Origin of the sequence: Burkholderia sp. A2 (genome assembly GCF_001729305.1) — a bacterium.
GTDB classification, from domain to species: Bacteria; Pseudomonadota; Gammaproteobacteria; order Burkholderiales; family Burkholderiaceae; genus Burkholderia; species Burkholderia sola.
On record NZ_LZXX01000099.1, the window covers coordinates 86,240 to 111,282 of the forward strand.

The 25,043-nt window shown below is 61.1% G+C and carries 31 protein-coding genes and 1 pseudogene; 11 read left to right on the forward strand and 21 right to left on the reverse strand.

All coding sequences use genetic code 11. From position 1 onward, the window contains the following. Positions 1-147 precede the first annotated feature (147 nt). From A9Z05_RS18945 to A9Z05_RS36255, 9 genes are all read right to left on the reverse strand, one after another. A complete protein-coding gene (locus tag A9Z05_RS18945; protein ID WP_069619445.1) occupies positions 148-3,003 on the reverse strand; it encodes a DUF927 domain-containing protein in 2,856 nt (951 codons plus the stop codon). A gap of 126 nt (positions 3,004-3,129) precedes the next feature. After that, positions 3,130-3,456: a hypothetical protein gene (locus tag A9Z05_RS18950; RefSeq protein ID WP_069619446.1), complete on the reverse strand. Its 327-nt coding sequence runs from the start codon at positions 3,454-3,456 to the stop codon at positions 3,130-3,132. 10 nt (positions 3,457-3,466) lie between these two features. Beyond that, positions 3,467-3,814, reverse strand: coding sequence for a hypothetical protein (locus tag A9Z05_RS18955; RefSeq protein WP_014722320.1), 348 nt, complete (start codon positions 3,812-3,814; stop codon positions 3,467-3,469). Continuing rightward, a complete protein-coding gene (locus tag A9Z05_RS18960; protein ID WP_058036685.1) occupies positions 3,807-4,019 on the reverse strand; it encodes a hypothetical protein in 213 nt (70 codons plus the stop codon). Before A9Z05_RS18960 ends, A9Z05_RS18955 begins: the two co-directional genes overlap by 8 nt. After that, positions 4,012-4,314, reverse strand: a complete 303-nt coding sequence (locus A9Z05_RS18965) for a hypothetical protein (protein WP_069619447.1) — start codon at positions 4,312-4,314, stop codon at positions 4,012-4,014. Before A9Z05_RS18965 ends, A9Z05_RS18960 begins: the two co-directional genes overlap by 8 nt. Next, positions 4,307-4,483 carry a hypothetical protein gene (locus A9Z05_RS36250; RefSeq protein WP_141723438.1) on the reverse strand — a complete coding sequence of 59 codons (177 nt, stop codon included), beginning with the start codon at positions 4,481-4,483 and terminating at the stop codon, positions 4,307-4,309. The genes A9Z05_RS18965 and A9Z05_RS36250 overlap by 8 nt, the downstream gene beginning before the upstream one ends. A 360-nt stretch (positions 4,484-4,843) precedes the next feature. Then, positions 4,844-5,137, reverse strand: a complete 294-nt coding sequence (locus tag A9Z05_RS18970) for a hypothetical protein (protein ID WP_069619448.1) — start codon at positions 5,135-5,137, stop codon at positions 4,844-4,846. Further along, positions 5,134-5,361, reverse strand: a complete 228-nt coding sequence (locus A9Z05_RS34945; protein ID WP_084044322.1) for an AlpA family transcriptional regulator — start codon at positions 5,359-5,361, stop codon at positions 5,134-5,136. The genes A9Z05_RS18970 and A9Z05_RS34945 overlap by 4 nt, the downstream gene beginning before the upstream one ends. Before the next feature lie 163 nt (positions 5,362-5,524). Then, positions 5,525-6,385: a hypothetical protein gene (locus tag A9Z05_RS36255; RefSeq protein WP_141723439.1), complete on the reverse strand. Its 861-nt coding sequence runs from the start codon at positions 6,383-6,385 to the stop codon at positions 5,525-5,527. Positions 6,386-6,790: 405 nt separating this feature from the next. Here A9Z05_RS36255 and A9Z05_RS18975 point away from each other — a divergent pair, with 405 nt between their 5' ends. Then, a complete protein-coding gene (locus tag A9Z05_RS18975; protein WP_069619449.1) occupies positions 6,791-7,822 on the forward strand; it encodes a PIN domain-containing protein in 1,032 nt (343 codons plus the stop codon). A 148-nt stretch (positions 7,823-7,970) separates the two neighbouring features. Here the strand turns inward: A9Z05_RS18975 and A9Z05_RS36260 are convergent, their stop codons facing one another. Together A9Z05_RS36260 and A9Z05_RS36265 are read right to left on the reverse strand one after the other, a co-directional pair. Continuing rightward, positions 7,971-8,246 (reverse strand): hypothetical protein, encoded by a 276-nt coding sequence (locus A9Z05_RS36260; RefSeq protein WP_141723440.1) that lies wholly within the window; start codon positions 8,244-8,246, stop codon positions 7,971-7,973. Continuing rightward, the gene (locus A9Z05_RS36265; RefSeq protein ID WP_141723441.1) at positions 8,243-9,019 is read right to left on the reverse strand and encodes a hypothetical protein; all 777 of its coding nucleotides are present in this window, start codon (positions 9,017-9,019) and stop codon (positions 8,243-8,245) included. The genes A9Z05_RS36260 and A9Z05_RS36265 overlap by 4 nt, the downstream gene beginning before the upstream one ends. Before the next feature lie 287 nt (positions 9,020-9,306). Here A9Z05_RS36265 and A9Z05_RS18980 point away from each other — a divergent pair, with 287 nt between their 5' ends. Then, complete coding sequence (locus tag A9Z05_RS18980; RefSeq protein WP_059956690.1) at positions 9,307-9,894, forward strand: recombinase family protein; 588 nt, start codon at positions 9,307-9,309, stop codon at positions 9,892-9,894. Positions 9,895-9,980: 86 nt separating this feature from the next. Here the strand turns inward: A9Z05_RS18980 and A9Z05_RS18985 are convergent, their stop codons facing one another. Then, complete coding sequence (locus A9Z05_RS18985; RefSeq protein WP_011883089.1) at positions 9,981-10,466, reverse strand: hypothetical protein; 486 nt, start codon at positions 10,464-10,466, stop codon at positions 9,981-9,983. An 11-nt stretch (positions 10,467-10,477) separates the two neighbouring features. Continuing rightward, a complete protein-coding gene (locus tag A9Z05_RS18990; protein ID WP_011883090.1) occupies positions 10,478-11,611 on the reverse strand; it encodes a HigA family addiction module antitoxin in 1,134 nt (377 codons plus the stop codon). A gap of 729 nt (positions 11,612-12,340) precedes the next feature. Here A9Z05_RS18990 and A9Z05_RS34950 point away from each other — a divergent pair. Further along, a complete protein-coding gene (locus A9Z05_RS34950) occupies positions 12,341-13,468 on the forward strand; it encodes an acyltransferase (protein WP_256122025.1) in 1,128 nt (375 codons plus the stop codon). Positions 13,469-13,506: 38 nt separating this feature from the next. On the opposite strand, the gene A9Z05_RS37850 is transcribed toward A9Z05_RS34950, so the two are convergent. The 5 genes and pseudogenes from A9Z05_RS37850 to A9Z05_RS19010 all read right to left on the reverse strand — a co-directional run bounded on the left by A9Z05_RS37850 (position 13,507) and on the right by A9Z05_RS19010 (position 16,357). Beyond that, positions 13,507-13,872 carry a hypothetical protein gene (locus A9Z05_RS37850; RefSeq protein WP_256122026.1) on the reverse strand — a complete coding sequence of 122 codons (366 nt, stop codon included), beginning with the start codon at positions 13,870-13,872 and terminating at the stop codon, positions 13,507-13,509. Between the two features lie 52 nt (positions 13,873-13,924). Further along, entirely contained in the window at positions 13,925-14,182 is a 258-nt protein-coding gene (locus A9Z05_RS36270; protein WP_141723442.1) for a hypothetical protein, read from the reverse strand. Positions 14,183-14,357: 175 nt separating this feature from the next. Beyond that, positions 14,358-14,783, reverse strand: coding sequence for an RICIN domain-containing protein (locus tag A9Z05_RS19005; protein WP_069619450.1), 426 nt, complete (start codon positions 14,781-14,783; stop codon positions 14,358-14,360). Positions 14,784-15,169: 386 nt separating this feature from the next. After that, positions 15,170-15,322 (reverse strand): annotated as a pseudogene (locus A9Z05_RS38450) (phage virion morphogenesis protein); the annotation flags it as partial. Positions 15,323-15,556: 234 nt separating this feature from the next. Beyond that, positions 15,557-16,357, reverse strand: a complete 801-nt coding sequence (locus tag A9Z05_RS19010) for a transporter substrate-binding domain-containing protein (protein ID WP_069619451.1) — start codon at positions 16,355-16,357, stop codon at positions 15,557-15,559. Between the two features lie 228 nt (positions 16,358-16,585). On the opposite strand from A9Z05_RS19010, the gene A9Z05_RS19015 reads away from it, so the two are divergent. From A9Z05_RS19015 to A9Z05_RS19025, 3 genes are all read left to right on the forward strand, one after another. After that, positions 16,586-16,972: an Imm10 family immunity protein gene (locus tag A9Z05_RS19015; protein WP_218077814.1), complete on the forward strand. Its 387-nt coding sequence runs from the start codon at positions 16,586-16,588 to the stop codon at positions 16,970-16,972. 105 nt (positions 16,973-17,077) lie between these two features. Further along, positions 17,078-17,395, forward strand: a complete 318-nt coding sequence (locus A9Z05_RS19020) for a hypothetical protein (RefSeq protein ID WP_069619453.1) — start codon at positions 17,078-17,080, stop codon at positions 17,393-17,395. 187 nt (positions 17,396-17,582) lie between these two features. Next, positions 17,583-17,852 (forward strand): hypothetical protein, encoded by a 270-nt coding sequence (locus tag A9Z05_RS19025; RefSeq protein WP_256122027.1) that lies wholly within the window; start codon positions 17,583-17,585, stop codon positions 17,850-17,852. A 132-nt stretch (positions 17,853-17,984) separates the two neighbouring features. On the opposite strand, the gene icmH is transcribed toward A9Z05_RS19025, so the two are convergent. The 3 genes from icmH to tssJ form a co-directional block, all read right to left on the reverse strand. Then, positions 17,985-18,767: a type IVB secretion system protein IcmH/DotU gene (gene icmH, locus A9Z05_RS19030; protein ID WP_050013105.1), complete on the reverse strand. Its 783-nt coding sequence runs from the start codon at positions 18,765-18,767 to the stop codon at positions 17,985-17,987. Beyond that, a complete protein-coding gene (tssK, locus tag A9Z05_RS19035) occupies positions 18,764-20,110 on the reverse strand; it encodes a type VI secretion system baseplate subunit TssK (RefSeq protein WP_006477098.1) in 1,347 nt (448 codons plus the stop codon). Before tssK ends, icmH begins: the two co-directional genes overlap by 4 nt. Positions 20,111-20,212: 102 nt before the next feature. Beyond that, the gene (gene tssJ / locus A9Z05_RS19040) at positions 20,213-20,812 is read right to left on the reverse strand and encodes a type VI secretion system lipoprotein TssJ (protein WP_176730226.1); all 600 of its coding nucleotides are present in this window, start codon (positions 20,810-20,812) and stop codon (positions 20,213-20,215) included. A gap of 385 nt (positions 20,813-21,197) precedes the next feature. Between tssJ and A9Z05_RS19045 the strand changes: the two genes are divergently transcribed. The 5 genes from A9Z05_RS19045 to tssE all read left to right on the forward strand — a co-directional run bounded on the left by A9Z05_RS19045 (position 21,198) and on the right by tssE (position 25,023). After that, positions 21,198-21,833, forward strand: coding sequence for a M48 family metallopeptidase (locus tag A9Z05_RS19045; RefSeq protein ID WP_069619455.1), 636 nt, complete (start codon positions 21,198-21,200; stop codon positions 21,831-21,833). Positions 21,834-21,879: 46 nt separating this feature from the next. Beyond that, positions 21,880-22,395, forward strand: coding sequence for a type VI secretion system contractile sheath small subunit (gene tssB, locus A9Z05_RS19050; RefSeq protein ID WP_069619456.1), 516 nt, complete (start codon positions 21,880-21,882; stop codon positions 22,393-22,395). A gap of 15 nt (positions 22,396-22,410) precedes the next feature. After that, the gene (tssC, locus tag A9Z05_RS19055; protein WP_006484397.1) at positions 22,411-23,901 is read left to right on the forward strand and encodes a type VI secretion system contractile sheath large subunit; all 1,491 of its coding nucleotides are present in this window, start codon (positions 22,411-22,413) and stop codon (positions 23,899-23,901) included. A 70-nt stretch (positions 23,902-23,971) separates the two neighbouring features. Further along, positions 23,972-24,475, forward strand: a complete 504-nt coding sequence (locus A9Z05_RS19060) for a type VI secretion system tube protein Hcp (protein ID WP_006477093.1) — start codon at positions 23,972-23,974, stop codon at positions 24,473-24,475. 62 nt (positions 24,476-24,537) lie between these two features. Next, positions 24,538-25,023 (forward strand): type VI secretion system baseplate subunit TssE, encoded by a 486-nt coding sequence (gene tssE / locus A9Z05_RS19065; RefSeq protein WP_006477092.1) that lies wholly within the window; start codon positions 24,538-24,540, stop codon positions 25,021-25,023. The last annotated feature ends 20 nt before the right edge of the window (positions 25,024-25,043 follow it).

Consider the following 25,043-nt stretch of genomic DNA (forward strand, 5'->3'; position numbering starts at 1 on the left):
GGATTGTTACGGATACAGCAAGAGTCACTGCCAACGCCCGCCCGGTTCCATCTGGCGCGTATCGCTCAAAGTAACTTTGACGCACGGGCCAAAAGTGCCGCGCAAAGGGATGCCCGCCACCGCCCTCCCGGACGGCGACGGTGCAGCTTAGATTTCGAGTGAGAAGATGGACGGCAGGATGCGATAGACCATGAGTTTCTTTGTCATGCCGGGGATATGTTCTTGTCGATACGGACGCCCATCGCTACGCAGCATCAGCACACCCCGCTTCATCAAAGCCTTCTCGACGATCCTATGGTCGTAGCCGGCGCATACTTCCTTGCGAAACACGGTTGACTCGATCAGGTATTCCGTCTCGACGCTTTCCGCGTCTTCGGCGCTCATCTTCTCGCCGAACTCAGCGTAATACGCTTGATCCGACTCAATCGCGATGCGGCTCTTGTCGTGTTTTACGAGTCGTTTCCAGCCCGCACGGTGCGGCGCGTTCGGCCGATGGTCGTCCTGCGCCCGGTTCATCCACACAAAACGGTTGTCGCCGTGTGCGACGAGGAAATGCAGCACCTGTCGCACCGCATCCGCTTCGTCCGAATTGCCGGTGCCGCCGCGTAGTTCGAGCCAGCCTTCGAAGCAACGACGCGCTGCCTCGACCGCTTCGCCCTGCGGCCAGCCGGTCAGCCCGTGTGCCGTCGCCAGCTCGCCGGCTACCGCGACGAGGCAGAACCGCTTAGCGACGCGCGCGACCTGCGAATGCGAGCCTTCCGGCACCCATTGCCCGACCAGCTCATCGACGCGCATGCGCAGATGCTCGGCCAGCTCGTCGGCCTGCGACGACGCCCACTCGATGAACGCGGGGCCGGCCGTGCCGTAGTGCATGCCCGCGTGCCGCTCTAGATGCTCGATCAGTGCGGCCGGCGTCGGGAAGCCGTGCAGCTTCTCCACGACGCCCATTTCGCCGACCTCGGCCGGGATCGCGGGCAAGCGCACCTCGATACCGCCTTTCATGGGCTTGTTGCCCTCGGCCATCAGCGCGGACACGCTCTTTTCGCCGTTCGACAGGAACAGCAGCCGCCACGTGAGCACGGGCTTGGCCGAGCCGCTACGCGACGCGCGAGCCTTGCCCGACTCGTTCGCGAGCATGTAAATCACATCGCCGACCAAGCGCGGTTCCACCTGTCCGATTTCGTCGAGGATCAGCAGTGCGTCGCTATGCTGCGTGGCGACGGCTTCGAGCGCGTTGTCGGTCGCCTTCCAGCTCCGCACGTAGTCGGGCGAGCCGAACACGGACGCGGCGATGACACCGCCCGTCGACTTGCCCTTGGACGTCGTGCCGAGCAGGTGGAAGCCGCCCGACTGGAGCCCGGAGAAGTGCAGCAGCGGACCAGCGAAGGCGGTAGCGACGCAGAACAGCAGCCGGCTATTGCCGACGCAGTAGGCCGCGACCTCGCGTTGCCAGTCGTCCAGCGTGCCGCGCTCCTTGAACTGGCTCTGGATCGGCGTGTCGGCCTGATAGATCAACGCCTCTTTGCCCGTGCCGATGACGCGGTCGGGCAGCACGAACGCGCCGTGATGCCAGCCGACGCGCGGCACGCAGCGCACGCGCTCGTCCGGCTGCGCCATCTGGACATAGTTGGCGATCTGCGTGCGGGCGATCTGCGTCACGCCGAGCTTCACGCCCATATCGAGCAGCATGCGGCGCAGCTCCGTGCCGTCGCCGGCAAAGAGGCCGGCCGGCACCGCCCACCGTTTCAGGATGCCGTCGCGATCGGTGAATTCGAGCAGGTAGCCCCACTCGCTGTTCATCTCGTTCCGCGTTTCCGCGATCACGTCGATACGCGTGCTGACCCAATGCGGCGGCAGCGGATCGCCTTGATTGTTGAAGCCGTGAAACCACACGCCCTTGTCGTCGACGACGAACCGCGACTTACCGTCCTGCGCGCGAGCCGTTTTCGGGCGCTTGGCTGGCTTCGCGGCGACTGGAGCAGCCTTGGCCTTGCCGGCGTCCGCCGAGCCGGCCGGCGCAAGCGCAGCGCGCACGGCCGCGGCCACCGCATCCGGGCCGAGGTGCGCAGCCAGGTCGTTGAAGTCGGTGCCGGCCGCAGGACGGTTCGGACCGAAGTCGGGCACCGCAACGATGCCGGCAACAGCCTCGGCCGCCGCTCGGGCCTTCGTCACGCCCGGATTGCCCTTCGTCGTGTGATCGTCATCGGCGCAGACGACGATGCGGGCGTCCGGATACTGGCCGCGCAGCGCCGTTGCGACCGTGTGCAGGTTGCCGGCGTCGAACGCGACGACAGCCGGATAGCCGGTCGCGGCCGCGAGCGTCGCGCACGTGGCGTAACCCTCACCAATCAGCAGCGTGGACGATACCGGCCCGCCGATCAGCGAGAAGCAGCCCGCCTTGCGGCCGTTCGGCAGATAGCGTTTCTGGCCGTCCGTCAGGACGAACTCCAGCGTCCACAGCGTGCCGTCCGCGTCACGGGCCGGGATGACGAGGGCGCCGTCGCATGCGGCCGTGCCGATGCACAAGCCGCCGCGATAGACGCGCAGCGCGTCGACCGGGATGCGCTTGCGAACGAGATAGGGGTGATCGGCCGGCGCTGGCTCGGCCGCCGACCAGATCGACTCAGCGAGCGCCGACGCGGCTTGCTGCTTCTCGGTCAGTTCGGCCAGCTCGGCCGCTTCGCGGGCCGCGCGCTCGGCTTTCTGCCGCTCGCGCTCCGCTGGATCGACCGGCTTCGCCCGATGCGCGCGCGGATCAAAGCCGCCGAGCTTGGCGAGGTGAAACAGCGTGTTGATGGTGATCTTGCCGCCCTTGAACGACTTCCATACATCGCGCGAGTCCTTGCCGTTGTAGTTCTGCGCGCCTTGGCTCCATTCGTTCCAGAGGGCGAAGCCCTCCTCGCCAAACTCGGCCTTGAGCGCCATCCCCACCTGACTCCACGTGTCGCGGTCGTCAGGCAGAACATAGCCGAGCGCGACTCTCGCCCGCTCGAATTCGGACATGGGTGCGTTACTCATAGGTTCCCACTGGACGCGCGTCGGTCGACTACCGATTAGTAGTCCATATCGGGTAAGTAGCTACCCGACGCGCGAAGAATTGAATGATGCGACGATGCCTAGCGGCGGGTCTTAGCCGGCCGCGCGAGGCACCGACAGAACCGCACCGCCGGCCGTGACGTCGTTGCTGTAGACGTAGCGGCCGAGCCGCGACTCGCCAAGGGCGTCGTTGGCCGCCTCCAGCGCCGCGCCGATCGACGGCAGGGACGCGCGGAACAGGCTCAGCACAAGCCAGTAGTCGTCATCGGACATAGCCTTGTCGGCCGCCCAATGCAGGCTGTCCAGCAGCTCCATCGCATCGCTGATCCGCGTGCCGATGCGGGTGGGATCGGGGCGATTCACCTCGGCCACGAAGTACGACGCGAGCGGTTGCACGGCGTTCTTGTTCGTCTTTGCCATGTTCGTCCCCTCAGTGCGTTGTACGCGGTTCACGCGTGACGAGACCGAGCGCCGCGAACAGGTGTTGCTGCACGCGCCCCATCAGGCCGGCCGCGAACGCTTGGCGGCTGATCGTCACGCGATGCGCGTCGACGTCGCCTGCGTCCTGCATGGCAGCTTCCATGCCGCGCGCGAACGCAGCGGCTTGATGGGCCGCGTAGTCGTGCAGCCGCACGTCGCCTTTCAGGTCGAGCCATGCGTCGGCGCAGATCGCGCCCAGGTCGACAGCGAATTGCAGCTCGATCGGAGCGCCGGTATCGAGCGGCGGCGCATTGTCGAATCCATTGATAACCGCGGTTCGGATGCGTTGATCAGTCATGGCACGCCTCCGGTTGCGCCGTGCGGCGCATTTCGGCCGAATACCGGCTCGCAACGCTTTGCCCCATGTCGACGAGCGCGCGCTCGTAGGTGCCCTCCGCAAGATGCGAACGGACAGCATCGAACAGGGCTTCGAGCTGGGCGAGCTGATGGGCCGCGCACATGGCGATCATCGTGACTTCGTTCGGCAGGCGGTATTTAGACATGGCGCACCTCCAGAATCGACGCGAGGAGTTGCCCGACGTCGATCGTGCAATCCAGCTCCGCTTCGCCGCGAATCGGCGTGAGGTTCCAGTCATAGACGGCCGCATGCGTGAAATCGCCAGACCGGCGACCGCAGACGCTTCGCCCCGAGACGGGGCCGCCCAAGATCCGCACGCGCCAATCGTGATCGGGCGTCGGACGAGCCGATGCCACCTCGACCAGCATGCCAATGCGTGCGCGAGCGTCGCACTTCGTGACGATCGCCAGATCGCCAATCTTGCATCGCAGGTCAGCCATGGCGCACCTCCGTACGGACGAGCGCGGCGATGGCCGCCAATGCTGCGCCGGTCGCATCGAGCGCGTCTTGGTACGTGCTGGCGGTTGCTGCGTCGCGCAGTGCTGCGCGGATGATGGATTGAATGAGGTGGGATTGCTGCCCGGTACGGGCGTGCGTGGACTGGCGCATTGGGTGCGACCTCCTTCTGCTGGGTTCGAAACCCGGCCCCCAACGCCAATTGGGGTGGCCGAGCACATGACGGAGTTGGCGTACCGGCGCAAAAGGAAACCGGCGTGCCCGAAGGCACCCCCGCCAAGGCCCGACCATTGAAGGCGCTTAGCGTGCGGACGTAAAAAAACCGCGCTGCGGCGGTTGTCCGCCTTTTGCATGTTCCGGACGCCAATCCGGGTCGCTGTTGTCTCAGCGACCCCCACAGGATACTGCGCACCGCCGCGATGCGCAAATCGAGGACGGGACGGAGCAGAGACGGCGACGGACGAAGCCAGCGTCCCGGGCCACGCATCGCGGCAAAGTGACTTTGGTTGGACATCACGCCGGTGCCCTTGGATCCAGCAAGAAGACTGCAATCTTGATGGCTTCGGTTGCCTTTTTCAGTCGTGACGGAACAGCTTTCCCGTCTCGCTCGAATATGGTTGCCGCCGCGATCATGCCGTCCGCTGCTTCTCGCCGCTCCAAATCATCGCAGCGACGATATGCGATCGCATAGCGGTCGCGCTGATGCGCAATCCGTGCAAGGTAGTGGTCGATCTCCGCAGCCTTCTGCGCGACGCGCGCCGATTCAAGATCGGCTGCGGTTTGCTTGTCCGGAACATGCGCATTCATGCCTCACCTCGCTTCGTCAGCGACGCAAGCCATGTTTCAATATCTGCCTCGCGCCAACCAACTGCACGTGGGCCGAGTGCGATTGGCTTGACGAAGGTGCCAGCGCTAATTCGTCGATAGATCTCGCTGCGACTGAGACCGACTCGTTCCGTCAACGTGCGCATCCGGATAATGCGCGTCGATTGTGCCGATGCGGCTGACAGGGCATCGAGTTTTTCTTGCATACAGGTATCTCCTTTGATTGCCCCCAAAATGGAACGATTTGGGACGGCTAGCAAAGTATTCTTGTGTCCGATACCTGCTACAAGATTCGCGCATGCATGATGCGAACGAGGCGCGCAAAATGCGCGCTGTTCTCGCACAACAAGCAGCTAGCAAGCACAATGGTTAGCCTGCGCGCAAACTAGGTATTTTTTGAGTGTCAGTCTCTGCGTTTTTTCTCCATGCTCGACACCACCCCTCAATGACTGCCGAGCTTTCTAGATGTTCAGATTCATCCAGAACCTTGCGCGCAAATTCGGCGACACTCTTGTATCGAACGGAGCCAGCTTGCCACGCTAACCAGTGCCGAAAGGCAGCTTCCTTTTCCCTCGCTTTGGGACTGCTGTTGTGGCGTGCGATAGCGGCACGACGGCCATTCTCAGAAAGAGCCTCCGCTACGGATACGGAAGACATTGTTCCATTCGGGGCCTCTTTGTGCTGCCGCGATAAATTGAGCGCTTTGACAGCGTTAAGAACGTCGTGCACGGATAAATTGGATGCGTGAGCCGGTCTCAATGTCGACGCTTCGAGGTGGGACACGGCTTCAGCAAGATACATGCGTCGAATCCAATGTCTATGCATAAAACGTGGGATGCCGAACGACAATGCCGGAACGGATAGTTCATCCGTGATTGGGCGTCGTAGCCACGCGTCAGCAATGATGCTGAGGTGATCGCAAAACAACGCCGAAAAGGTGCCGTCGTCATCAAGCACGTCTGGAGCACGCATCGCCAGTTCGGCCGGCATAGGAGTTTGCTCCAGCCGAACGCAGTTCAAGAATTCGATAACCTCTCGCCGGAATTGCGCTGCTTGCTTCAGTAGCGTATCAAGCCCCGGGCCGGGGGCGCATGCACGCTCCGCTTCAAGATGCGCAGCGAGACCAGTCAGATTATCAGGAATCTTGATAGCGATATCTTGGACGTCACTGGGTGGCATGCCAGGATAAAGCCGTGCAAATACTTCGGCGCGATATGCCGCGTCGACCATGAATCGCTTTCCGAAGTGCCGATGCAGTGTCGCGTTCCGATATGCCTCATCGCGTTCGAACCAGAGGCCGCAAAGCGAATACTCAACGGCCCTGATCTCCGCGAACACCTCAATGCATAGACTTCTTATCTCTGCACAGAGCCGAGATCTCGTAAGTCGTGCTCGCATCCGTTGCAAGCCGCGTGGATGGTAGCGGCTTTCGATATGCCTTTCGGTGGGTAGCAAAATTGCACCTATCCGATTGTAGACATAGGCTGTGCGATTAATTAAATCCATTTCTCGACCGCTGAATGACACTTGGCCTCCAATCGAAGCAAACAGTCCCATATTGTCTCAAGATTCCGTGCTTCGAGGCGCTTTCCGGCAGTCGTAGAATCGAAGCTTCACAACATTGCGAGGCTCGCGATGGCAACGAGGCTTTTGGTAGATACGTGTGTCTGGCTAGATCTGGCGAAGGATTACCGAGAGCAGGTCGCCATCGCCGTGTTAGAGGATCTGGTCAACGCCAGCGAGGTCGAACTAATTGTGCCGCAGCAGGTACTAGACGAGTTTGATCGCAACAAGGCGCGCGTCGCCGACGAAGCACGGCGCGGGCTGAAAAGTCACTTTCGACTCGTCCGACAGGCAATTGATCGCTTCGGTGGTGAGGCGCGGAAGGCTGATCTGCTCGCCGGCCTAAACGAAATCGATCACCAAATTGGCGTGGACGGCGACGCGGTCGGTGAATCGATTGAGCGTATCCATAAGCTCCTGCGGAGCACTCCCGCAGTTCCCACAAGTGATGCCGTAAAGCAGCGCGTCACCGAGCGAGCGCTAGCGAACAAGGCGCCTTACCACAGGGCGAGGAACAGTGTCGGGGACGCTATTCTTGTTGAAATATACGCTGACGTTGCATTGGCTGCGACTGCCGACGCTCCGTGCGCATTCATTACGCACAACACGAAGGACTTCAGCAGCACGAACGGTGATTTCCGTCTGCCTCATCCAGACCTAGCACATCTGTTCCATACATCTGAGTCCACCTACTGGATTGCGATTGTTGAGTTTCTGAAGGATCACAGTCCCGCCTTACTTGGCGACTACGACTTTGAGCTCAACTCTTCGCAGGAGGCGCGTCGCCTTTCGGAGATTCTCGAAGCCGAGCAGCTATTGTTCCGTCAGGTCTGGTACAACAGACACTGGAACCTACGGTTGAAAATTGAAAGCGGCGAGCACCACGTCGTTACCGAGCAGGACTACAGTCGCAACCCGTATCGAAGTGATCAGACGCTCGATTCCGTTTGGGAGCGCGCGCTGGCCGCCGCGAGGAAAACCGAAGACGAGGTGGGGATAGAGAATCTCGGCCCTTGGGATGATTTCGAATGGGGCATGCTCAACGGCAAGCTTTCCGCGCTGCGATGGATACTCGGTGATGAATGGGACATGCTCGACACCTAGTTTGATTGTCTCCCGTGCCGCATAGTATTGCGATCCGTCGCGTCATCATCTGCAGCACGGGAACATCCGATCTGCGTGCTCGATTCATTGATCACAAAAAAGCCCGCTTTCCAGCGGGCTTTTGCACAAGTCGTGACGCAAGCACGGCCTAGTCATATTGCTTGGGTGGCAATTCGGTCGAGCCAAGCTCGCCATCGCGCAGCAGAGCAACAACGGCACGAAAACCAAGGTTAGTGCGTCCCATGTCGACCATCGGTAGGCCGCCGTTGGCTGGGTCGAGGTTGATTCGGAACTCGGTCACGCTCACTTCATCGCGGCGCGCGTAGCTTGGGCCGCCGCTGCCGGACGAACTATCACTAGATGCGGCGGGGCGCCGGTCGAGGTGATCGGAACTGAGTGTGAACCGCGAAAATTTCGAGTTCATATTGATTTCTCCTTGCAGAAGTCTTCCAGCGCTGTCACTGATGCGCTCGTGGCTGAGGAACAATCGAACTCCATGAACCAGCCGTTGCCGCAAGACTTCCACCACTCCTTCCCACCAGTTTGTTGTAGCACATCCTGCACGGCGCCGCAATTCGCCAAATTCGGGGGGCGGTGTACAAAGAAGGGCGCGAGAGCGGCATTTTCAGTGCCTGCCATCGGCGTCCCTGCTGGGTCCTCCAGAGGTTGCGACATCGACATATTGAACCCGTACCGGGCCCAAGCGTAGTACCCGGCCCATTCGACCGTGCTTGTTTTTGAGGGCCAAGATCGGCCGCCCGCTGCGAGCAATCGGATATTCGCAGCCCCTTGTCGCAGCGCAAACCGAACCATTTTTGCGACGATCAATGCTCCCATGCCGCTTGGGGCCTTATCGGTAAGATCTACATCCTTGACGTAGATTCCGAGCCGACCGCGATCGTTTACGAGGCCGACTACATTGTGACTGGCAATAAACGTAGGATGTGTAACAGAAAAGTAAAGTCCGGGAGGAGGGCGATCAGCCCCTGTTTTCCCCCACGCGGAGACAAAGCCGATATCAATTTCGCTTCCACTTGGTGCTCCTGCCAGATCTTGGATATCAGCAAGAGAGGCCGTGAACAATTGCGGGTTGGCTCGAAGAAACAGAGTTGCGTTGTTCGTTAGAGTGGGTGAGGCGTCAAAGTAGGTTTGCTCAAACGTAGACTTACCGGCCTGATTTGTAAGTATTACTGGCATGATACGTCGCCCAATCCCCGTAGATGATTAGGACGCGATTTTAATCCACCGCCACGCGCTCCAGCACGCGTATATCGCAATCCCCAATGCGTATGACGCGGGGGGTGGCCACGATGTAGCCGATTGCGTTACGGTCCCGCCCAGATCGGGCCCCACTCCGCTTGCGGGCTGTCCGAAACCGATCCTTTTCGGACATGTCGCGTAGCCATGTCCAAAAATAAGCCTTTCATATTTTCGTACATGCGATATGATTCGGACATCCTTTTTGAACGCATTGGGAGCACGGCATGTCACGGACCTTCGCATACGCGCGCGTCAGCACGGCGGACCAGACGGCAGTCAATCAAATTCGCGAGATCGAGGCAGCCGGCTTTTCCGTCGACAAGCGCAGGGTCGTGACGGAAAGTATCTCCGGTAGCGTCAGCGCGAACCAGCGACCCGGTTTTTTGAAGTTGCTCGACAAGATGGAAGAGGGGGACGTGTTGATCGTCACCAAGCTTGACCGACTTGGGCGGAACGCGATGGACGTGCGCACGACGGTCGAGGATCTTTCGAATCGCGGCGTTCGTATCCACTGCCTTGCACTTGGGGGTGTTGACCTTACGAGCGCGGCCGGCCGCATGACGATGCAAGTCCTAAATGCGGTCGCCGAGTTTGAGCGTGATTTGCTCATTGAACGGACCAACTCAGGGCTTGCGAGGGCGAAGGCGGACGGTAAGCGGATGGGGCGGCCATCGGCTCTGTCTGAGGCGCAGAAATCAGATGCGTTGCGCCGTCTTGGGATGGGCGAGAGTATCGCGGCAATCGCTCGGCAGCTTGGAACGAGCCGCCAGACGATTATGCGTATTCGCGGCACCGCCGAGCAGGCGACTTGATGCCAGGACGCGGGTGCAGCGTGTAGAAACAAGCTGACCGCCGTAAGGCGGTCAGAGTTGAGAGCAGCCGATCCGGAAAGTATGGCCTAAGCGGCTTTCTGATCTTCGTCGGGCGGCGCGTTACGGCGCAACATGACGTCAAATTCAAAGTCGAGCGGGATCTGAATGGGCTCGTCCGTTGCATGCACACGATTCCAGTGATCTGCATCGTCGACCAGAGAGACCGCATCGCCGACCATCTGTTCACGCCGTTGCATTAGCCCCTTGTGTGCCACGTGACGCGGCGCGTCGTCCAGCGTATGCCACAACGTCAATTGGTCCTTCCCGCTACGTTGTGTAACCGCGAAATTGACGCGGTACGGCCTACCCGTTTCATCGTCGACGGCAGTTTCTTCGCGCGCAGCAGCGGAGAGTTTTTCCGCCAACAATGCCTCAGGCGTCTTAGGCGTTGGCGGTGTGACTCCCTTGCTAATAGCGAAACGAGCTACCTCATGCATATCGACTGATTGTTCGCCGGTCTCTTCCCGATACCAACGAATGATGGCTTGATATTGCTGTGCACGCGTCTGCATGTGAATTCCTTTCAAATGCCCACCGGCGCTACGTCTCCCCAACCGTCCACAGCAGCCCCCGGCGTGACCACGGAACGAACCTTCACCAAGTGGTCGCGAAATCTATCGTAACGACCAGTCCGGTGTTGCAACTGCCCGGCGACAAGGCCGGGGTGAATCTTTAAGGCAGCGGCCAAGCTGCGAATATCTCGTTCAGCGAAAAAAGGTGCTTTGCGAGCAATAAACGCTTCCATGGACTTCGCTGGTACGCAGAACTCGGAGGCCGCAAGATTGGCCTGCCTTTCTTGTTCGGGAATGTCTGGCCCAGCGCCTGCCTTGCTTCCCTCCAACTCGGCGTCGATCTCGATTCGATCTTTGCCATGCCCCCTCAGAACATGCTCAAGCTCATGCCGCAGGACAAACCAAAAATTGTCGATTCGGTCGTGCCGGAACGACATGCCGATAACCGGCGACTGATCGTCCAGCCAAAAGCAAACCCCGTCGATCTTCGCGCTCGGCAGCGATTCCACTATGACAAACCGAATTCCTGCCTCGGCGAGAATGCGTGGAACCTTTCGGGTTTCTTCGACCGAAAGCACAAGCTGTTTGAGTCGATCAATTGCACGGCGTACGCCAAAGACCGAGAACTGGCCGACGAGAAGCTCGCTTGCGATTTGACGAACGCGGTACAGCCAAGCAAGTTGGGCCGGAGTCGTATCCCCGCCGACTGCTGTTTTCTTTGCTGCGTGCGGCAAAAATTCAATGTCGTTGACCGTAGGAACGCCAAAGAACTTTGCCAAGGAACTCTCGACCGCCGGGATGTCCTTGACGTCTGTTGCGTCCAGCCAGCGGCGTTTAATCATTTCGGCGACCGGCAAACCACGAAATACCTCCGCGCGTGTTGCTCTTCCGGGGTCCGGGCGTGAGACCAAGCGGGCGCGGGCGAGGTCGTAGTCTTTCTGCAGGGAAAGGAACTGCTCCGCTGGAACCTCAAACACCTCCTCCAATACGATCGCGATCTCGGCAGAGACGGCCTGTTTGCCGGAGATAAGTTTGTTCGTCGTCGACTCGCTAATGTCTAGTACGGCGGCGAGTAGCCGTTGCGTCCATCCACGCTCGGCGAGCAGGGCTTCAATGAGTTGTCCGGGCGTCTTGTAGTCAATCATGGTAGGCCCATTCTAGCGGAATTTCTAAATTTCGCAAGTATACCTGTATATCTATACAGTTTCATTTCGGAAATTATCGGGAGGTATGTGCACGATACGCACAATTTTGTGGGGCGGGAGCCGAAATTCAGCGAGTGGACCGCATCAAGGAGATGTCGGCCGCGCGGGGGGCGGTGGCGCGGCGGGACAGCTTTGCGCGCAGGGCTCCAGATGAGAGCAACGTCCTCTGCTCAGATCACCGGCGAGGCTATCTCCAAGTCTGTCTCCAAGAAATGTGGTCATTTGGAGATACACTTGGAGATAGTCGAAGGCTTACCCAGTAAGGACTTTCCGCGATTTTGGGCGTTTATCTCCAGATCTCCAGCGGTTTTCATTCTTGCGCCGCTTGCCGTCGGTGCCGGGATGTAGAGGTAATTCGGAACGCCTGTAGAGCGTGGGGGTACGTTTGGGGGTGTGCTAGTTGGTCGTGTGATGTTGAGTTAAACAAAATCAATGGTTTGTCGGCTGATTGTTGATCCTGCAGCCGCACCATATCCAGCAAGGGGTTACGCGATGTTTGCGTAGCCCCTTCGCGTTTCCAAAGCACCCGTCACGTTTCCAAAAGACGCTAGACGGCGCCCTAAGACCAGCTCGTCCAATGGGCGAACGCGCACGAATAGACCGTCGTGCGAGGTCAAACTGCCGCCCGGCCGGCGCAGTCCACAACGACAAATCCAACAAAAATCGATCGTGAAGTCTTCCCGAATTCCCGAGCTGGATGTTCTCCGCTTCATCGCCGCCGTTGCCGTTGTGTTCTTTCACTACGCATTTCGAGGCTACGCCGCCGACGACCTGACGACCATGCACTATCCGGCGCTCAAGCCTGTCGCGCAGTACGGGTTCATGGGCGTGCACCTGTTTTTTATGATCAGCGGTTTCGTGATCCTGATGACGGCGGGCGACGGAAGCATCAAGCGTTTCATCGCGTCACGGGCGTCTCGCCTGCTGCCCGCCTTCTGGGTCTGTTGCACGATCACCTTCCTCGTGACGCTCGCGATCGGCGGTGAACGCTTCGTCGCGACGTGGCCGCAATACCTCGTGAACATGGTCACGCTCGGCGGCGGCTTCGGTGCCGATCCAATCGATGGCGCGTACTGGTCGCTCGGCGCGGAGCTGCGGTTCTATCGCCTGGTCGGCATTCTACTCATCGTCGGCCAGATCCATCGCGCCGAGCGCTGGCTGTTCGTGTGGCTCATCTCCACCGTGCTCGTGGACCTATTTCCGTTCATCAAGCTCAAGGGTTTTCTGGTGACGGACTATGCCGGTTTCTTCATTGCCGGCGCTGCGTGTTTCCTCATTCGTGCACGTGGCCTGTCGTGGTCGCGCCTCGTACTCGTTTGCGCAGCCTGGATGCTGTCGCTCCATCACGAATTCCAGCTCCTGTCGTATTCCAGCGACCACTTCGAGAATGCACTGGACCCAGCGGTCGTGGCGGCCGTGATGACCTCTTTCTTCGTGGTTATGCTGGCGCTGGCACTGCGTCGCATGCCGATGCTCGCCAGCCCGCGGTGGGTCTGGTTCGGCGCAGTCAGTTACCCCCTGTACCTGATCCACCAGAATGTCGGTTACATGATTTTCAACACGGTCGGTACGGCTGTGAACCAGGTCGTAGTGTTCTGGTCGGTAATCGTTATGGTGATCGGAGCTGCGCTCCTGGCGCACGTTATAGTCGAGAAGCCGGTTGCGGGCCCGCTGAAGAGCGGCCTGTTACGCGTGCTCGATGCATTGCAGCGTCGCGCACCGAAGCTGCCGGCGTGTCGCCGCCGGCAACAAGGCAATCAACGCGATGGCTTTAGCGGCCGTGCGCCCCGTACGTAGCGCGCCGTCATCCCTGACCCGCTGTGGCCCGCCAGGCGCTACCCTGCTTCGAGCCCTTCGTCGATCGTCTTGTGCGTTACGCCGCGCGCGCGAAGGTCGCGGAACTGAAACTGCGCCTTGTCAATGCCGGCTAACTCGCGCGCCTTAGCAAATCGCGAGCGCAACTTGCCCTTCGTCGGCGGGTAGCCTTCCTCGTCGAGCAGCAGATACGGCGACATGTCGACCTTCGTGCCGCGCCACGCCAGGAGGCGCTCGATCCATGCAGCGAGGTCGTCAGGGATCTGGATGGTGACGAACGCACCGGCCTTACGTGTGCGGAAGATCAGGTTGCCTTTGACGATGTTCGTCTTCAACACGTCGAGAACATCGGATGGCCGTTGCGCGCCTAGATCAGCCAGGTCCATCGCATTGCGAAGGGGTTGATCCGCAACAGCATAGACCGACGCATACAACTCGTCATCGATGGGGATGTTCTGCCGGCCAGTCTCCTTCTTTCCACGTACCCCTTGCGCACGGGTTCGCGATCGTTATCATGTTCCAGAGTCTGCCGCAGTTGAGTACGAGCGACAGCACGGATTTCGTGCGGTTTGCCGTCACGATGCCGCACTTCTCCGACGTCGCTCGCCAGATTTCTGCCACGTCTGTCGGCGTGATCGTGTCGAGCTCACGATCGCCGATAACGGCCGCGAGCCTCGACAGGAACAAGTCGTACATGCGCTGTGTCGCCGGAGGGACGCGTAAATTCAGTTGTGTCGGGACGGGCCACAACGAAAAAGCCCGCGGATTCTCGGTCCGCGGGCTTCAGCACTAGTGGCGTGATCCGACTCGAGCGCTGTGTATGAAGCGAAGGTCGGGGCGGCCTAAGTGAGGCGCGACTTTGATCGTCGTGTTATTCGAGGGTCTTGAGTTTGAACAGCGAGACCAATTTCCATTGCTGGGCGGGCGAGCCGTTGACCGGGTAGAGCCAGATCGGGTTTCCGTCCCGAACGACGCGGTCCTTGTCGTCGAGGCAGAGGTTGGGATCGGCGAAAGGCACGATGTATCCGGGCTTGTCGAAGAAATCCCAAGGTATTGCTTCGGAAGTCGGCTTGAGCTTCAGATACGCTTCCGGTGCGATCCGGTCCGCACCGATTGCCAGCACGTCGCCACTGCCGCTCAGCGCGATGATGCCGTTGTCAAAGTTGATATCCCAAATGCAATGACGCCCCGTCAGCCCCTTCTTGTTTCTGAGTACGACAGCGCTTCCAGAAATTTGATCCGTGACAGCAAGCCGATAATCCGGATCTTGAGCGTACTCGATAATGTATTGGCCCATTTTTCCCTCGATTAATCGTTTGTTAAACTCAGACCCCGTTTTTTGGGGAGGTACCGAGATTGCATTGACTCGGCAGATGAATATTAGGATCTGTGGGGAAGTTTGCGACTGGTATATTTGCTGGGATTAACCTTATTTAACAAGAATCGTGATTTTGGTAAATGAAATATGGTTTGATTTAATTTATGAAATTGCGGCGATATAAGGTGATATAAAGTACTGGTTTGTTCGAGTTTTCGATTTTGTAAAATTAATAAATTGATTATTTAATTTTACTGGACCCCATGGACGAAATATCGGTCGCCATTGGCATGGAATGTCCGTTTGGGAGTGCGAGAGGCAGCCGACCACACGGCCTTGAAATGAAAACCGGCCTGTGCGTCGCCCTACCGCGATAGAAAGTCGAGAACGCAGTCCTCAATGCGGTCGACGTCGGCCAGGCCGAGCAGCTCGCGCACTGGATACTGGACGATCGGCCCGTTGCGCTCGACGCACTTTCGAGGAAGCGCGCGGTGCGCAGCTTCGCGAACATCGGTCGTTGCCGGCTATTTTGTCCATCGCTGTCATTGCAGCGATCAAGAATCCGCCTGTTCCGCAGCATGTACGAGATAGCGGCGCGCCCGGCGCCGACGCCGACCGGTGAGATGCCGCTTGCCCGCTTCGACGAGTCGGCCTGACCGAAAAAGGAAAAGGAAAGAAGGGGAGCGCTGCAACCGCGCGTCACGCCTTCGCCGCCGCGAAAAGCGTGACGCATTGAACGCGCGGCGAACCGCTTACTGCGCGACCGGCACCGTCACGTCGCTGCCGAACCAGTGCGTCGAGATCTTCTTCAGCGTGCCGTCCTTGCGCAGCGAATCGAGCGCGTCGTTGATCGCCTTCTCGAACTTCGGGTTGCCCTTGCGGAACGGGATCGCCATCTCCTGCTTGCCGCCGTTCAGCACCGCACCCGAGCGCAGCGGCAGGTTCGACGTCTTGATCATGTACGGCAGCATCAGGCGGTCGTCGAGCGTCGCTTCGATCCGGCCCGCGGCGAGGTCGCGCAGCTTCTCCGGCGCGCCCGGATACGTCTGCACCTCGATGCCCGGCACGCTGCGCGCCATCTGGTCGTAGTTGGTGCCGAGCGTCACGCCGAGCTTCTTGCCCTTGAAGTCCTCGAGCGACTTGAAGTTGCGCGTGTCGTCCTTGCGCTGGATCAGTTGCGCGGCCGAGTACGTGTACGGTTCGCTGAAGTCGAGCGCCTCCTTGCGCTGCGGCGTGATCGTGACCTGGTTGACGATCACGTCGAACTTGCCGGCCTGCAGCCCCGCGATGATGCCGCTCCATTCGGTCGGGACGAACTGCGTCTTCACGCCGAGCTTGCCGGCGACCGCGTTCGCGACGTCGACGTCGAAGCCCTCGAGCTGGCCCGACGTGCCGCGCGAGTTGAACGGCGGATACGTGCCTTCGAGGCCGACGCGCAGCACGCCGGCTTTCTTCACGGAATCGAGCAGGTCGTCCGCGTGCGCGGCGACGGCCGTGAAGCCGAGGGCCGACGCGAGCAGCAGGCCCGACAGCAGGAACTTCGAACGTTTCATCGCAGATCTCCAGGGTTCAGTGTCGTGGTGTGAGCGCCGGGTATCGGTCGGACCCGGGGCGGCCGGAATGCGGGCACGTAGACACTACTCGCAACCGCGCCGCGCCGGAAGTCGAATTGGCCCTGATTGCAATCGATTTCACCGAAAACCGGTGACGCGTTCGCGCATGCGAATAATCCGACGAAAGCCGTCCGCCGGAGGACGCCGACATCATCGGGCCAGGAGCAGATGGACATGGATTCCGGATTTTTCGCCGACATCGCGACTGACAGGTTCGAGGACGGCATTCACGTCGTCGGCTTCGCGGATCGCGACCCGCCGACGAACTACGTGATCCTGCAGCGTGGAACCGAGGACGACGAACAGGACGAGGCGCTCGGCCTCGACACGTACTATGTGGAAGTGGGCGAGCGCGGCGTGGCCGGTTATGGCGGAGTCGAATCCGTCTCGCTGCGCGGAGAAATGCTGAATATCGAACTGGCGCCGGATGCGCGATGGGCGCAAGGGCTCGGCCTTGTCACGATCGCGTTGCGCGCGACGGACGGGCTGGAACACGTGAGGCAGGGGTTGGCGGCGGTTTTTGCGGGGACCTCGGTCATGCCGCGCATCGACTGACGGGCGTTCGGCGGCGGGCGTGCGCGGAATTGGCATAATCACGGCCTGCCGCGGGTTGCTCGCGGCCGATGCAACGCAATCAATCCGGATACCACCGCAATACCCATGTCGCTCGATTCCACGACCGCAGTGTCGCTGCACCATATTCTCGAACGTCCCGGCGATTTCTCCGGGCGGCTTTACCTGCCGCCGATGCCGTGGACGCTCGACACCGAAGGGGCGTTTTTCGAAGATGCCGATGACGCGGAAGCAGACGCCGCTCCTGTCGTTGCGGTGCAGTCCGGCTGGAAAGTCACGCTCGACAGCGCGACGATCGAGGACATCGTGATCGACGCACACGACCAGATCGACGAGCCGAGCGTCGCACAATTGCTCGACGCGTTCGTCTTCTACGTCGAGAACGACGCGTTTATCCTGTTCTGAGACCGAGCCGGCGGCACGGCGGCGTGTTTTAGTATGGACGGTGCGAAATTGGCATCGGTTTCGAACGAATGGACCACGCGTGATGTCGACGGAGGCACGATGCGCGACCGGAATCTGAAGTCGTTCATCGTCGCGATTCGCGACATGGCGGAGCCGAATGCAGGTATCGATACACGGGTGTGCGGTCATGCGTTACGGGCTGCATGCCGTCGAACCCGAAGACATGGTTGCCATCACGATGTCGACGCTCGGGCGCATGCCTGTCTACGGCACGCGCATCGCGCTGTCAGAAGGCGACAACGTCGGCTGGTTCTTTCATTGCGGCGAATACCCGGACGCCGCCGATTTCTATCAGCCGCTGCACGCCACGCACCTGTCGACCTACCTGCCCTCGGTTCTGCCCTATCTGCGGTTGCCGGCCGGCGCGCGCTTTCATCATCGACGATGTCGGTTATGAAGATGTCTGGACGGCGTGACGTATCGGTACGCGATCGATCTTTGCAGCGATCCAGAGGAGCGGGGCGGAAACGAAAAAGGACCGCCACGCGGTCCTTTTCCATGAAGCGGCATTCGAAAAAACGCGCGCCTCTTACGGCAACGAAATCGTCAAATTCGCCGACTCCGGGCCCACCTTGATCACCTGCGAATAAGGCGCCAACGCCTGCAGCGTCTTGTCCTTGAGATAAGTATTGAGCCCGAGATACCCGAGCAGCGCAACGAGCGCAAACACCGCCCCGATCGCCCAAACCGGCACCTCCCGCTTCAACCGATGCGCGATCTGATCCGGCAGCGGCCAATGCGGAGCAAACGCAGCGCGCTTGCCCTTCATGTGCGCGATCTCGTCGCCGAGCCGCGCGGTGAGATAAGCGAGCTTCTCCGGCCCCTCGAGCAGATACTTGCCCTGGAACCCGAGCAGCAGGCACATATGAAACACCTCGAGCGACTGCAACCGCGCCGCACCCTGCGCGCGACATTCCTCGAGATACTGGAAGAACTTCTCGCCCGCGAGCTGCTCGCCGAACAGCACGAGCTGCAGCGGCCGGCGTTCCCAATCCGCGCGGATCTTGAACTGCGACGACAGCACCATCTCGTCGATCGCCGCGCAGAACGCGAACTTCGCGCCGTACACGTCTTCGGCGGCGATATTCAGCTTCTTCGCGCCGCGCTCGAAATCCGACAGGAATTCCTGGATTCGCGTGCTGAACTCGCTGGCGCTGTCCGGCTCCCGCTTGTTCTTGAGCAGGAACAGCATGAAGAACCCGTCGTACAGCAGATCGAGCAGCGAACGGGCCTGGAACGCGGAGTCCGTCGACGCCGGGCTATGCAGGGGCGGCGGCACGTTGTCGCCGAACAGGGAAGGCGCGTAGCTCATGATGTGACCGCGATCAGTTCGAATTTCAGGTCATTGATGCCAGTCGGCGCATAGATCATCGCGGACTGGGCCTGCAGCATGCGCTCGTACAGCGGGCTGCGCGAATCGAGCGCGAAGTAGCACGCGCCGGGGCGCACCGGAATCGCGGGCGGCACCTGCGGCGTGTACGACAGCCGCACGCCGGGCATCGCCGACAGCACGAGTTTGTCGACGTCGTCGGGCGCGCCGACCTTGAAGCGGGCCGGCACCGCATCGACGAGCTCGACGCTCGGCATGTCCGCGGACACCGCGAGGTAGAACTCGGTCTTGTCGTCGATCTTGCCGGAATCGAGGCGGCCGAGGTGGAACGACGGGCGCACCTCGTCGAGCGTGATCGCGAAATAGCGCGTCGAGATCACCGTGTCGAGCAGTTCGCGCAGCATCAGGTCGAGACGCGCGAAGCTCGGGCCCGGATCGTCGTGGCGATACACGGGCAGGTCGGCGAGCGTATAGCCCTTCGAGAACGTCATCAGCTGGCCCGCGAGGCGCAGCAGTTCCTGGAACAGCCGTTCAGGATGCAGCGCCGCGTGCTGGTGCAGATGCGCGAGCGTCGCGAATGCGGCGTTCGCCGTGTGCAGCAGCCAGAACGACGCGATGTCGCCCGAGCGGAATTCGATGATGTTCTTCGACGGCTCGCGGTGGAAGCCGTACAGCGCGTTCACCTTCGCCTGCAGCGCGTCGACCAGCTGGCGCAGCCGCTGGTGCAGGATCGGCGACGCTTCGATCGCGAGGCACGGCGGCACGAAGCTGTCGTCGATCTCGAAGCCGGACGTCGCGGTGCGGCGCACGCGCACGAGCGGCACCGACAGCAACTGGTCGCGCGGCTCGCTGTGCGCGATCAGCTTGACCTGCGTCTTCAGGAACGTGATGTCGGCTTCGGCGGCGTCGGTGAAATTGTCGGCGACGCTCGTCTGCTCGCTGACGAATCGCGTCATGAAGCCGGCGGCCGGATCGTCGCTGTAGTTGGTGCCGTTCTCGCGCAGCGGATGCAGCGCGAGATAGAACACGAATTCGTTGATGCCGTCGGGCAACGTATCCAGCGCGATGGGCGGCGGCAGATCGTCGGCCTGCGGCGCGGCATACAGCGCGCCGTCCGGGAACACGAGCGCGAGCTCGGCCACGCGCAGCACGTTGCTGCCGAGCGCGTCGCGATCGATGCGCACCGAGCGCACGCCCCAGTTGTACGGCTGGATCGCCTGGATGGACTCGAACAGGCGCGCCTCGTGGTACGCGTCCTGTCGTTGAAAGTGTTGAGGCCGAAGGAACAGTCCTTCCCCCCACAGCACCTTGGCCGAATAACTCATGTCAAATCCGGTTAATGTGGCGTTGCGACGTAATCGATTTGTTCGTGCCCGAATTAAATCGCCAATTGTTAACTCTTGTTAATTGACATTCGTGCGTCATGTTTAACCGCAGGACACCGAAGACAGCATATTCAGCGGTTGCGAAGGCGCACCCTGTTGCGGTGCGATGACCGTCCCGTCGGTGACCGTCATCGCGCAGTTATGCAGGCCGATGATTATGCCGGATTTCTCCGACTTCGCCGGATCGAACGTCAGTTTCCATCGTTGCAGTGCGGGATCGCGGAACAGCGCGACAATACCGAACGCCTGCGCCTCGCGCGACACCTTCTCGGTTGCCGTATAGCGCTGGCCCGGAATCAGCGTGATTTCGCGCACGTTCAGCAGATCGGCGCCGAGTGCGGCTTTTTCCTTGGTCGGATCGGTAAAGGCGTCGAACGGCGCCTGCTGGAACGAAGTCGGGTCCTTCAGCGCATAGAGCCGGACGACGAGCGCGAGCGGCTTGTGGTCGGTCGCGGCATTCAGGTTCTGCGCGGCGGCCAGCGTGAGCCCGATGTTGCGCGGCGGCTTCTGCGCGTCGGGCACCTCGGGCTTGCCGATGCCGGCCGCGGACATCACGGCGCTCGCGGCCGAGCCGAGCAGCGGGGCGGCCGCGCATCCGGCCAGAAGGGTGCACGCAAGCAGCGGCAGCGCGTAGCGAATCATGGACGATCTCATCGTTTTTCCGGCGTGCCGCCTTTATCCCTGTCAAAACTGCCGGGCATTGCCGCGTTCGCTGCGTATCCCCGACGTTGCATCGCTCAACTATTAGGCACGCCTGCGTCGTGGCAAGCGCTCGGAAATTTTTTCCGCCGCCCCGGCGGCGCGTCGCGCGATCAGTAAAACTTGCACTTTCCAGCCCGACGGAAAACCGCTGCGAGCCCGCAACGAGAAGCCATTCGAGGGGGTAGCGCCCGGTTTTAAAAGGAATTACTCTTCACACGACGATTGAATTATGAAAAATTGATCGGTACTATACCCGCGCGCTTCTTGCAAAGCAAAAGAACCAGATTCTCAACGATTTAAAACTCACGCGCCGGTGGATATAACGATGAAAGACCGTCTGTTCGCAAAACTGTCTGGGGTGGTGGTGGCTTGCGGCGTGATCGCCGGCTGTGCGAGCCAGCCTTCCGCGCCGCCGACTGCGGAAGTGTTCAACAAGTCGCTGGCCGATGCAGACGCCGTCGCGAAGGCGGGGGATCAGGACAAGGCGCTGGGCCTGTACCAGCAGCTCGCGAAGTCGGATCCGACGCGCGAGGAGCCGTGGTCGCGCATCGCGCAAATCCAGTTCGCACAAAACCATTACGGGCAGGCGATCGTCGCCGCCCAGGAAGCGCTGCAGCGCGACGCGACCGATCGTCAGGCGAAGAGCGTGCTGGCCGTCGCCGGCCTGCGGATCGCAACGCAGTCGCTCGGCGAGCTGCGCCAGGATGCATCGCTCGCGGGCGACGCGAAGTCCGACGCGCAGGCGCTCGCGAAGCAGCTGCGCGACACGCTCGGCGAGTCGGCGCTGTTCCCGCCGGAGCAGAGGGCGCAGTCGAAGAAGTACACCGGCCGCCGTCCGGTTCATCGTCCGAAGGCGGGGGCCGCGCCGGCCGCGGACACGGCGGCGAGCGCCGCGCCGACCCCGACGCCGCCCGCCGCGCAAAAGGGCAGCGCGGATCCGTTCGGCGCACTGCGCAACTGAACCCGCAACTGACGCGATAACCACAACTAACCTGGGAGCCGTCGAGATGGCCAAGAAAGAAAGCATTCAGAAAAGCTTGCAGAAAATACGGCCGCCGCGCGTCCAGCTGACCTACGAGGTCGAGAAGGGCGATGCGATCGAGGTGAAGGAACTGCCGTTCGTCGTCGGGGTCGTCGGCGATCTGGCGGGCCAGTCCGAAATCGAGCAGCCGAAGCTGCGCGACCGCAAGTTCGTCAATATCGACCGCGACAATTTCGACGACGTGATGAAGGCGATCGAGCCGCGTGCCGCGTTCCAGGTGGAAAACCGCCTGAGCCCGGAAGGCGGCAAGTTCGCGGTCGACCTGAAGTTCCGCTCGCTGTCGGATTTCAGCCCGGACGACGTCGTCGAACAGGTCGAGCCGCTGCGCCGCCTGCTCGAGGCGCGTTCGAAGCTCGCCGACCTGCGCAACAAGCTCGCCGGCAACGACAAGCTCGAGGATCTGCTGTCCGAGGTGCTGAAGAACACGCAGCAGCTGCAGGAGCTCGCGAAGGGCACCGGCGGCGACAAAGACGGCGAATGACGACGGAGTGTTGAGATGAACCAGCAAACGGCTGCGGCCCAAGCGAGCGGCGCGGAATACGCCGCCGGGACTTCGCTGCTCGACGACATCGTCGAGAAGAGCAAGGTCGCGAAATCCGATTCCGAGCATGCGCGTGCGAAGGACCTGATCGGCGAACTCGTGCACCAGGTGCTCGACGGCACGGTGATCGTGTCGGACAACCTGTCGGCCACGATCGACGCGCGCGTCGCGGAACTCGACCGCCTGATTTCCACGCAGCTTTCCGCCGTGATGCATGCGCCGGAATTCCAGCGCCTCGAAAGCACGTGGCGCGGGCTGGATTATCTGGTCAAGGAAAGCAACACGGGCCAGACGATCAAGATCAAGGCGCTGCACGCGCCGAAGCGCGACCTCGTGCGCGACTTCAAGGGTGCGAGCGAGTTCGACCAGAGCGCGCTGTTCAAGAAGGTCTACGAAGAGGAGTTCGGCACGTTCGGCGGCTCGCCGTTCGGGGCGCTGATCGGCGATTACGAGATCTCGCGCCAGCCGGAAGACATGTACTTCATCGAGCAGATGTCGCACGTCGCCGCAGCCGCGCATGCGCCGTTCATCGCGTCGGCGTCGCCGGAACTGCTCGGCCTCGAGTCGTTCTCCGACCTCGGCAAGCCGCGTGACCTCGGCAAGGTGTTCGACACCGTCGAATACGCGAAATGGAAGTCGTTCCGCGACGCCGAGGATTCGCGCTACGTCGGCCTGACGCTGCCGCGCTTCCTCGGCCGCCTGCCGTTCAATCCGAAGGACGGCCAGACCGCGGAGAACTTCAACTTCGTCGAGGACGTCGACGGCACCGATCACGACAAGTACCTGTGGTGCAACGCGGCATGGGCCTTCGCGGCTCGCCTGACGGCCGCGTTCGACGACTTCGGCTGGTGCGCGGCGATCCGCGGCGTCGAAGGCGGCGGCCTCGTCGAGGACCTGCCGACCCACACGTTCAAGACCGACGACGGTGAAGTCGCGCTGAAGTGCCCGACCGAAATCGCGATCACCGATCGCCGCGAGAAGGAGCTGAGCGACCTCGGCTTCATCCCGCTCGTCCATTGCAAGAACTCAGATTACGCCGCGTTCTTCGCCGCGCAGTCGGTGCAGAAGCCCAAAAAATACAGTACCGACAGCGCGAATGCGAACGCCGTCCTGTCCGCCCAGCTTCAGTACATCTTCTCGGTATCGCGCGTCGCGCACTACCTGAAGGCGATGATGCGGGACAAGATCGGCAGCTTCGCATCGGCGCAGAACGTGGAGACTTTCCTCAACCGGTGGATTTCGCAATACGTCCTGCTCGACGACAACGCCTCGCAGGAACAGAAAGCGCAATTTCCGCTGCGCGAGGCATCCATACAAGTGTCGGAGATTCCGGGCAAGCCGGGCTCGTATCGTTCGGTCGCGTTCCTGCGCCCGCACTTTCAGCTCGACGAACTCTCGATTTCTCTGCGACTTGTCGCTGATCTGCCCAAACCGGCAAATTCATAAGCGAGTAAATCGCCCGGGCGGGCCGCCTGGGTAGGACGTTAAAACCACCTCTTTGGGGAGTCGAAGGGCCATGTTACATATGCACTTGCAGTTTGGTAGTCCCGCGGTGAAGGGCGAATCCGCGGACAAGGACCACCAGGGCTGGATCGAACTGAAATCGTGGGATCACTCGATCGTTCAGCCGCGTTCGGCAACCGCATCGACCGCTGGCGGTCACACGATGACGCGTTGCGAGCACGGCGACATGATCTTCACGAAGGAAATCGATTCGTCGAGCCCGCTGCTGTACCAGCACGCTTCGGGCGGTACCACGTTCGACGAAGTGACGGTCCATTTCTCGCGCGCGGACGGTGAAGGCAAGCGCGTGCAGTATCTGGAAGTCAAGCTCAAGTACGTGATCATCTCGAGCATCGCCCCGAGCGTTCGCGAGGAAGGTCTGCCCCTCGAGACGTTCTCGTTGAAGTACGCAGCCGTGCAGTGGAAGCAAACCCAGCAGAAGATCGGCGGCAACCAGGGCGGTAACACGCAAGGCGCCTGGAGCCTGACGAAGAACGACAAGACCTACGCGGTCTAAGGTCGGTTGCGGCAACGGGGCGCTTCGCGTCCCGTTGCCGTTTTCGCTGTCCACACCGGCCGATGAAACGATTCGAACCCAGTTTTCTCGACAAGCTGTTCGATGACGAACCGCACCTGCCGGCCTCGGCAGCGATGCGGCAATTGTCGCTGGACGAGCTCAAGAACACGGTCGCCCGCGACGTCGAGGCGATCCTCAACACCCGTATCGCCCACACCGAGAACGAGCTGGCCGCGCTGCCGGAATGCCAGAAATCGGTGCTGACCTACGGGCTGAACGATTTCGCGGGGCTGAGCCTCGCGAGCCACTACGATCGCGCATTCATCTGCAAGTCGATCCAGCAGGCGATCGCGCGCCATGAGCCGCGCCTGCAGCAGGTGCAGGTGACGTTCGAGCTGAACGAGCAGGCCACCAACGCGCTCTATTTCGCGATCCAGGCACTGCTCGTCGTACACCCGGCCGAGGAGCCGGTGAGTTTCGACGCGATGCTGCAACCGTCGACGCTGCAATACTCGGTCACGCGCGCACGCGCCGCACGAATGCAGTAAATCAAGTCGCCGAGCGGGCC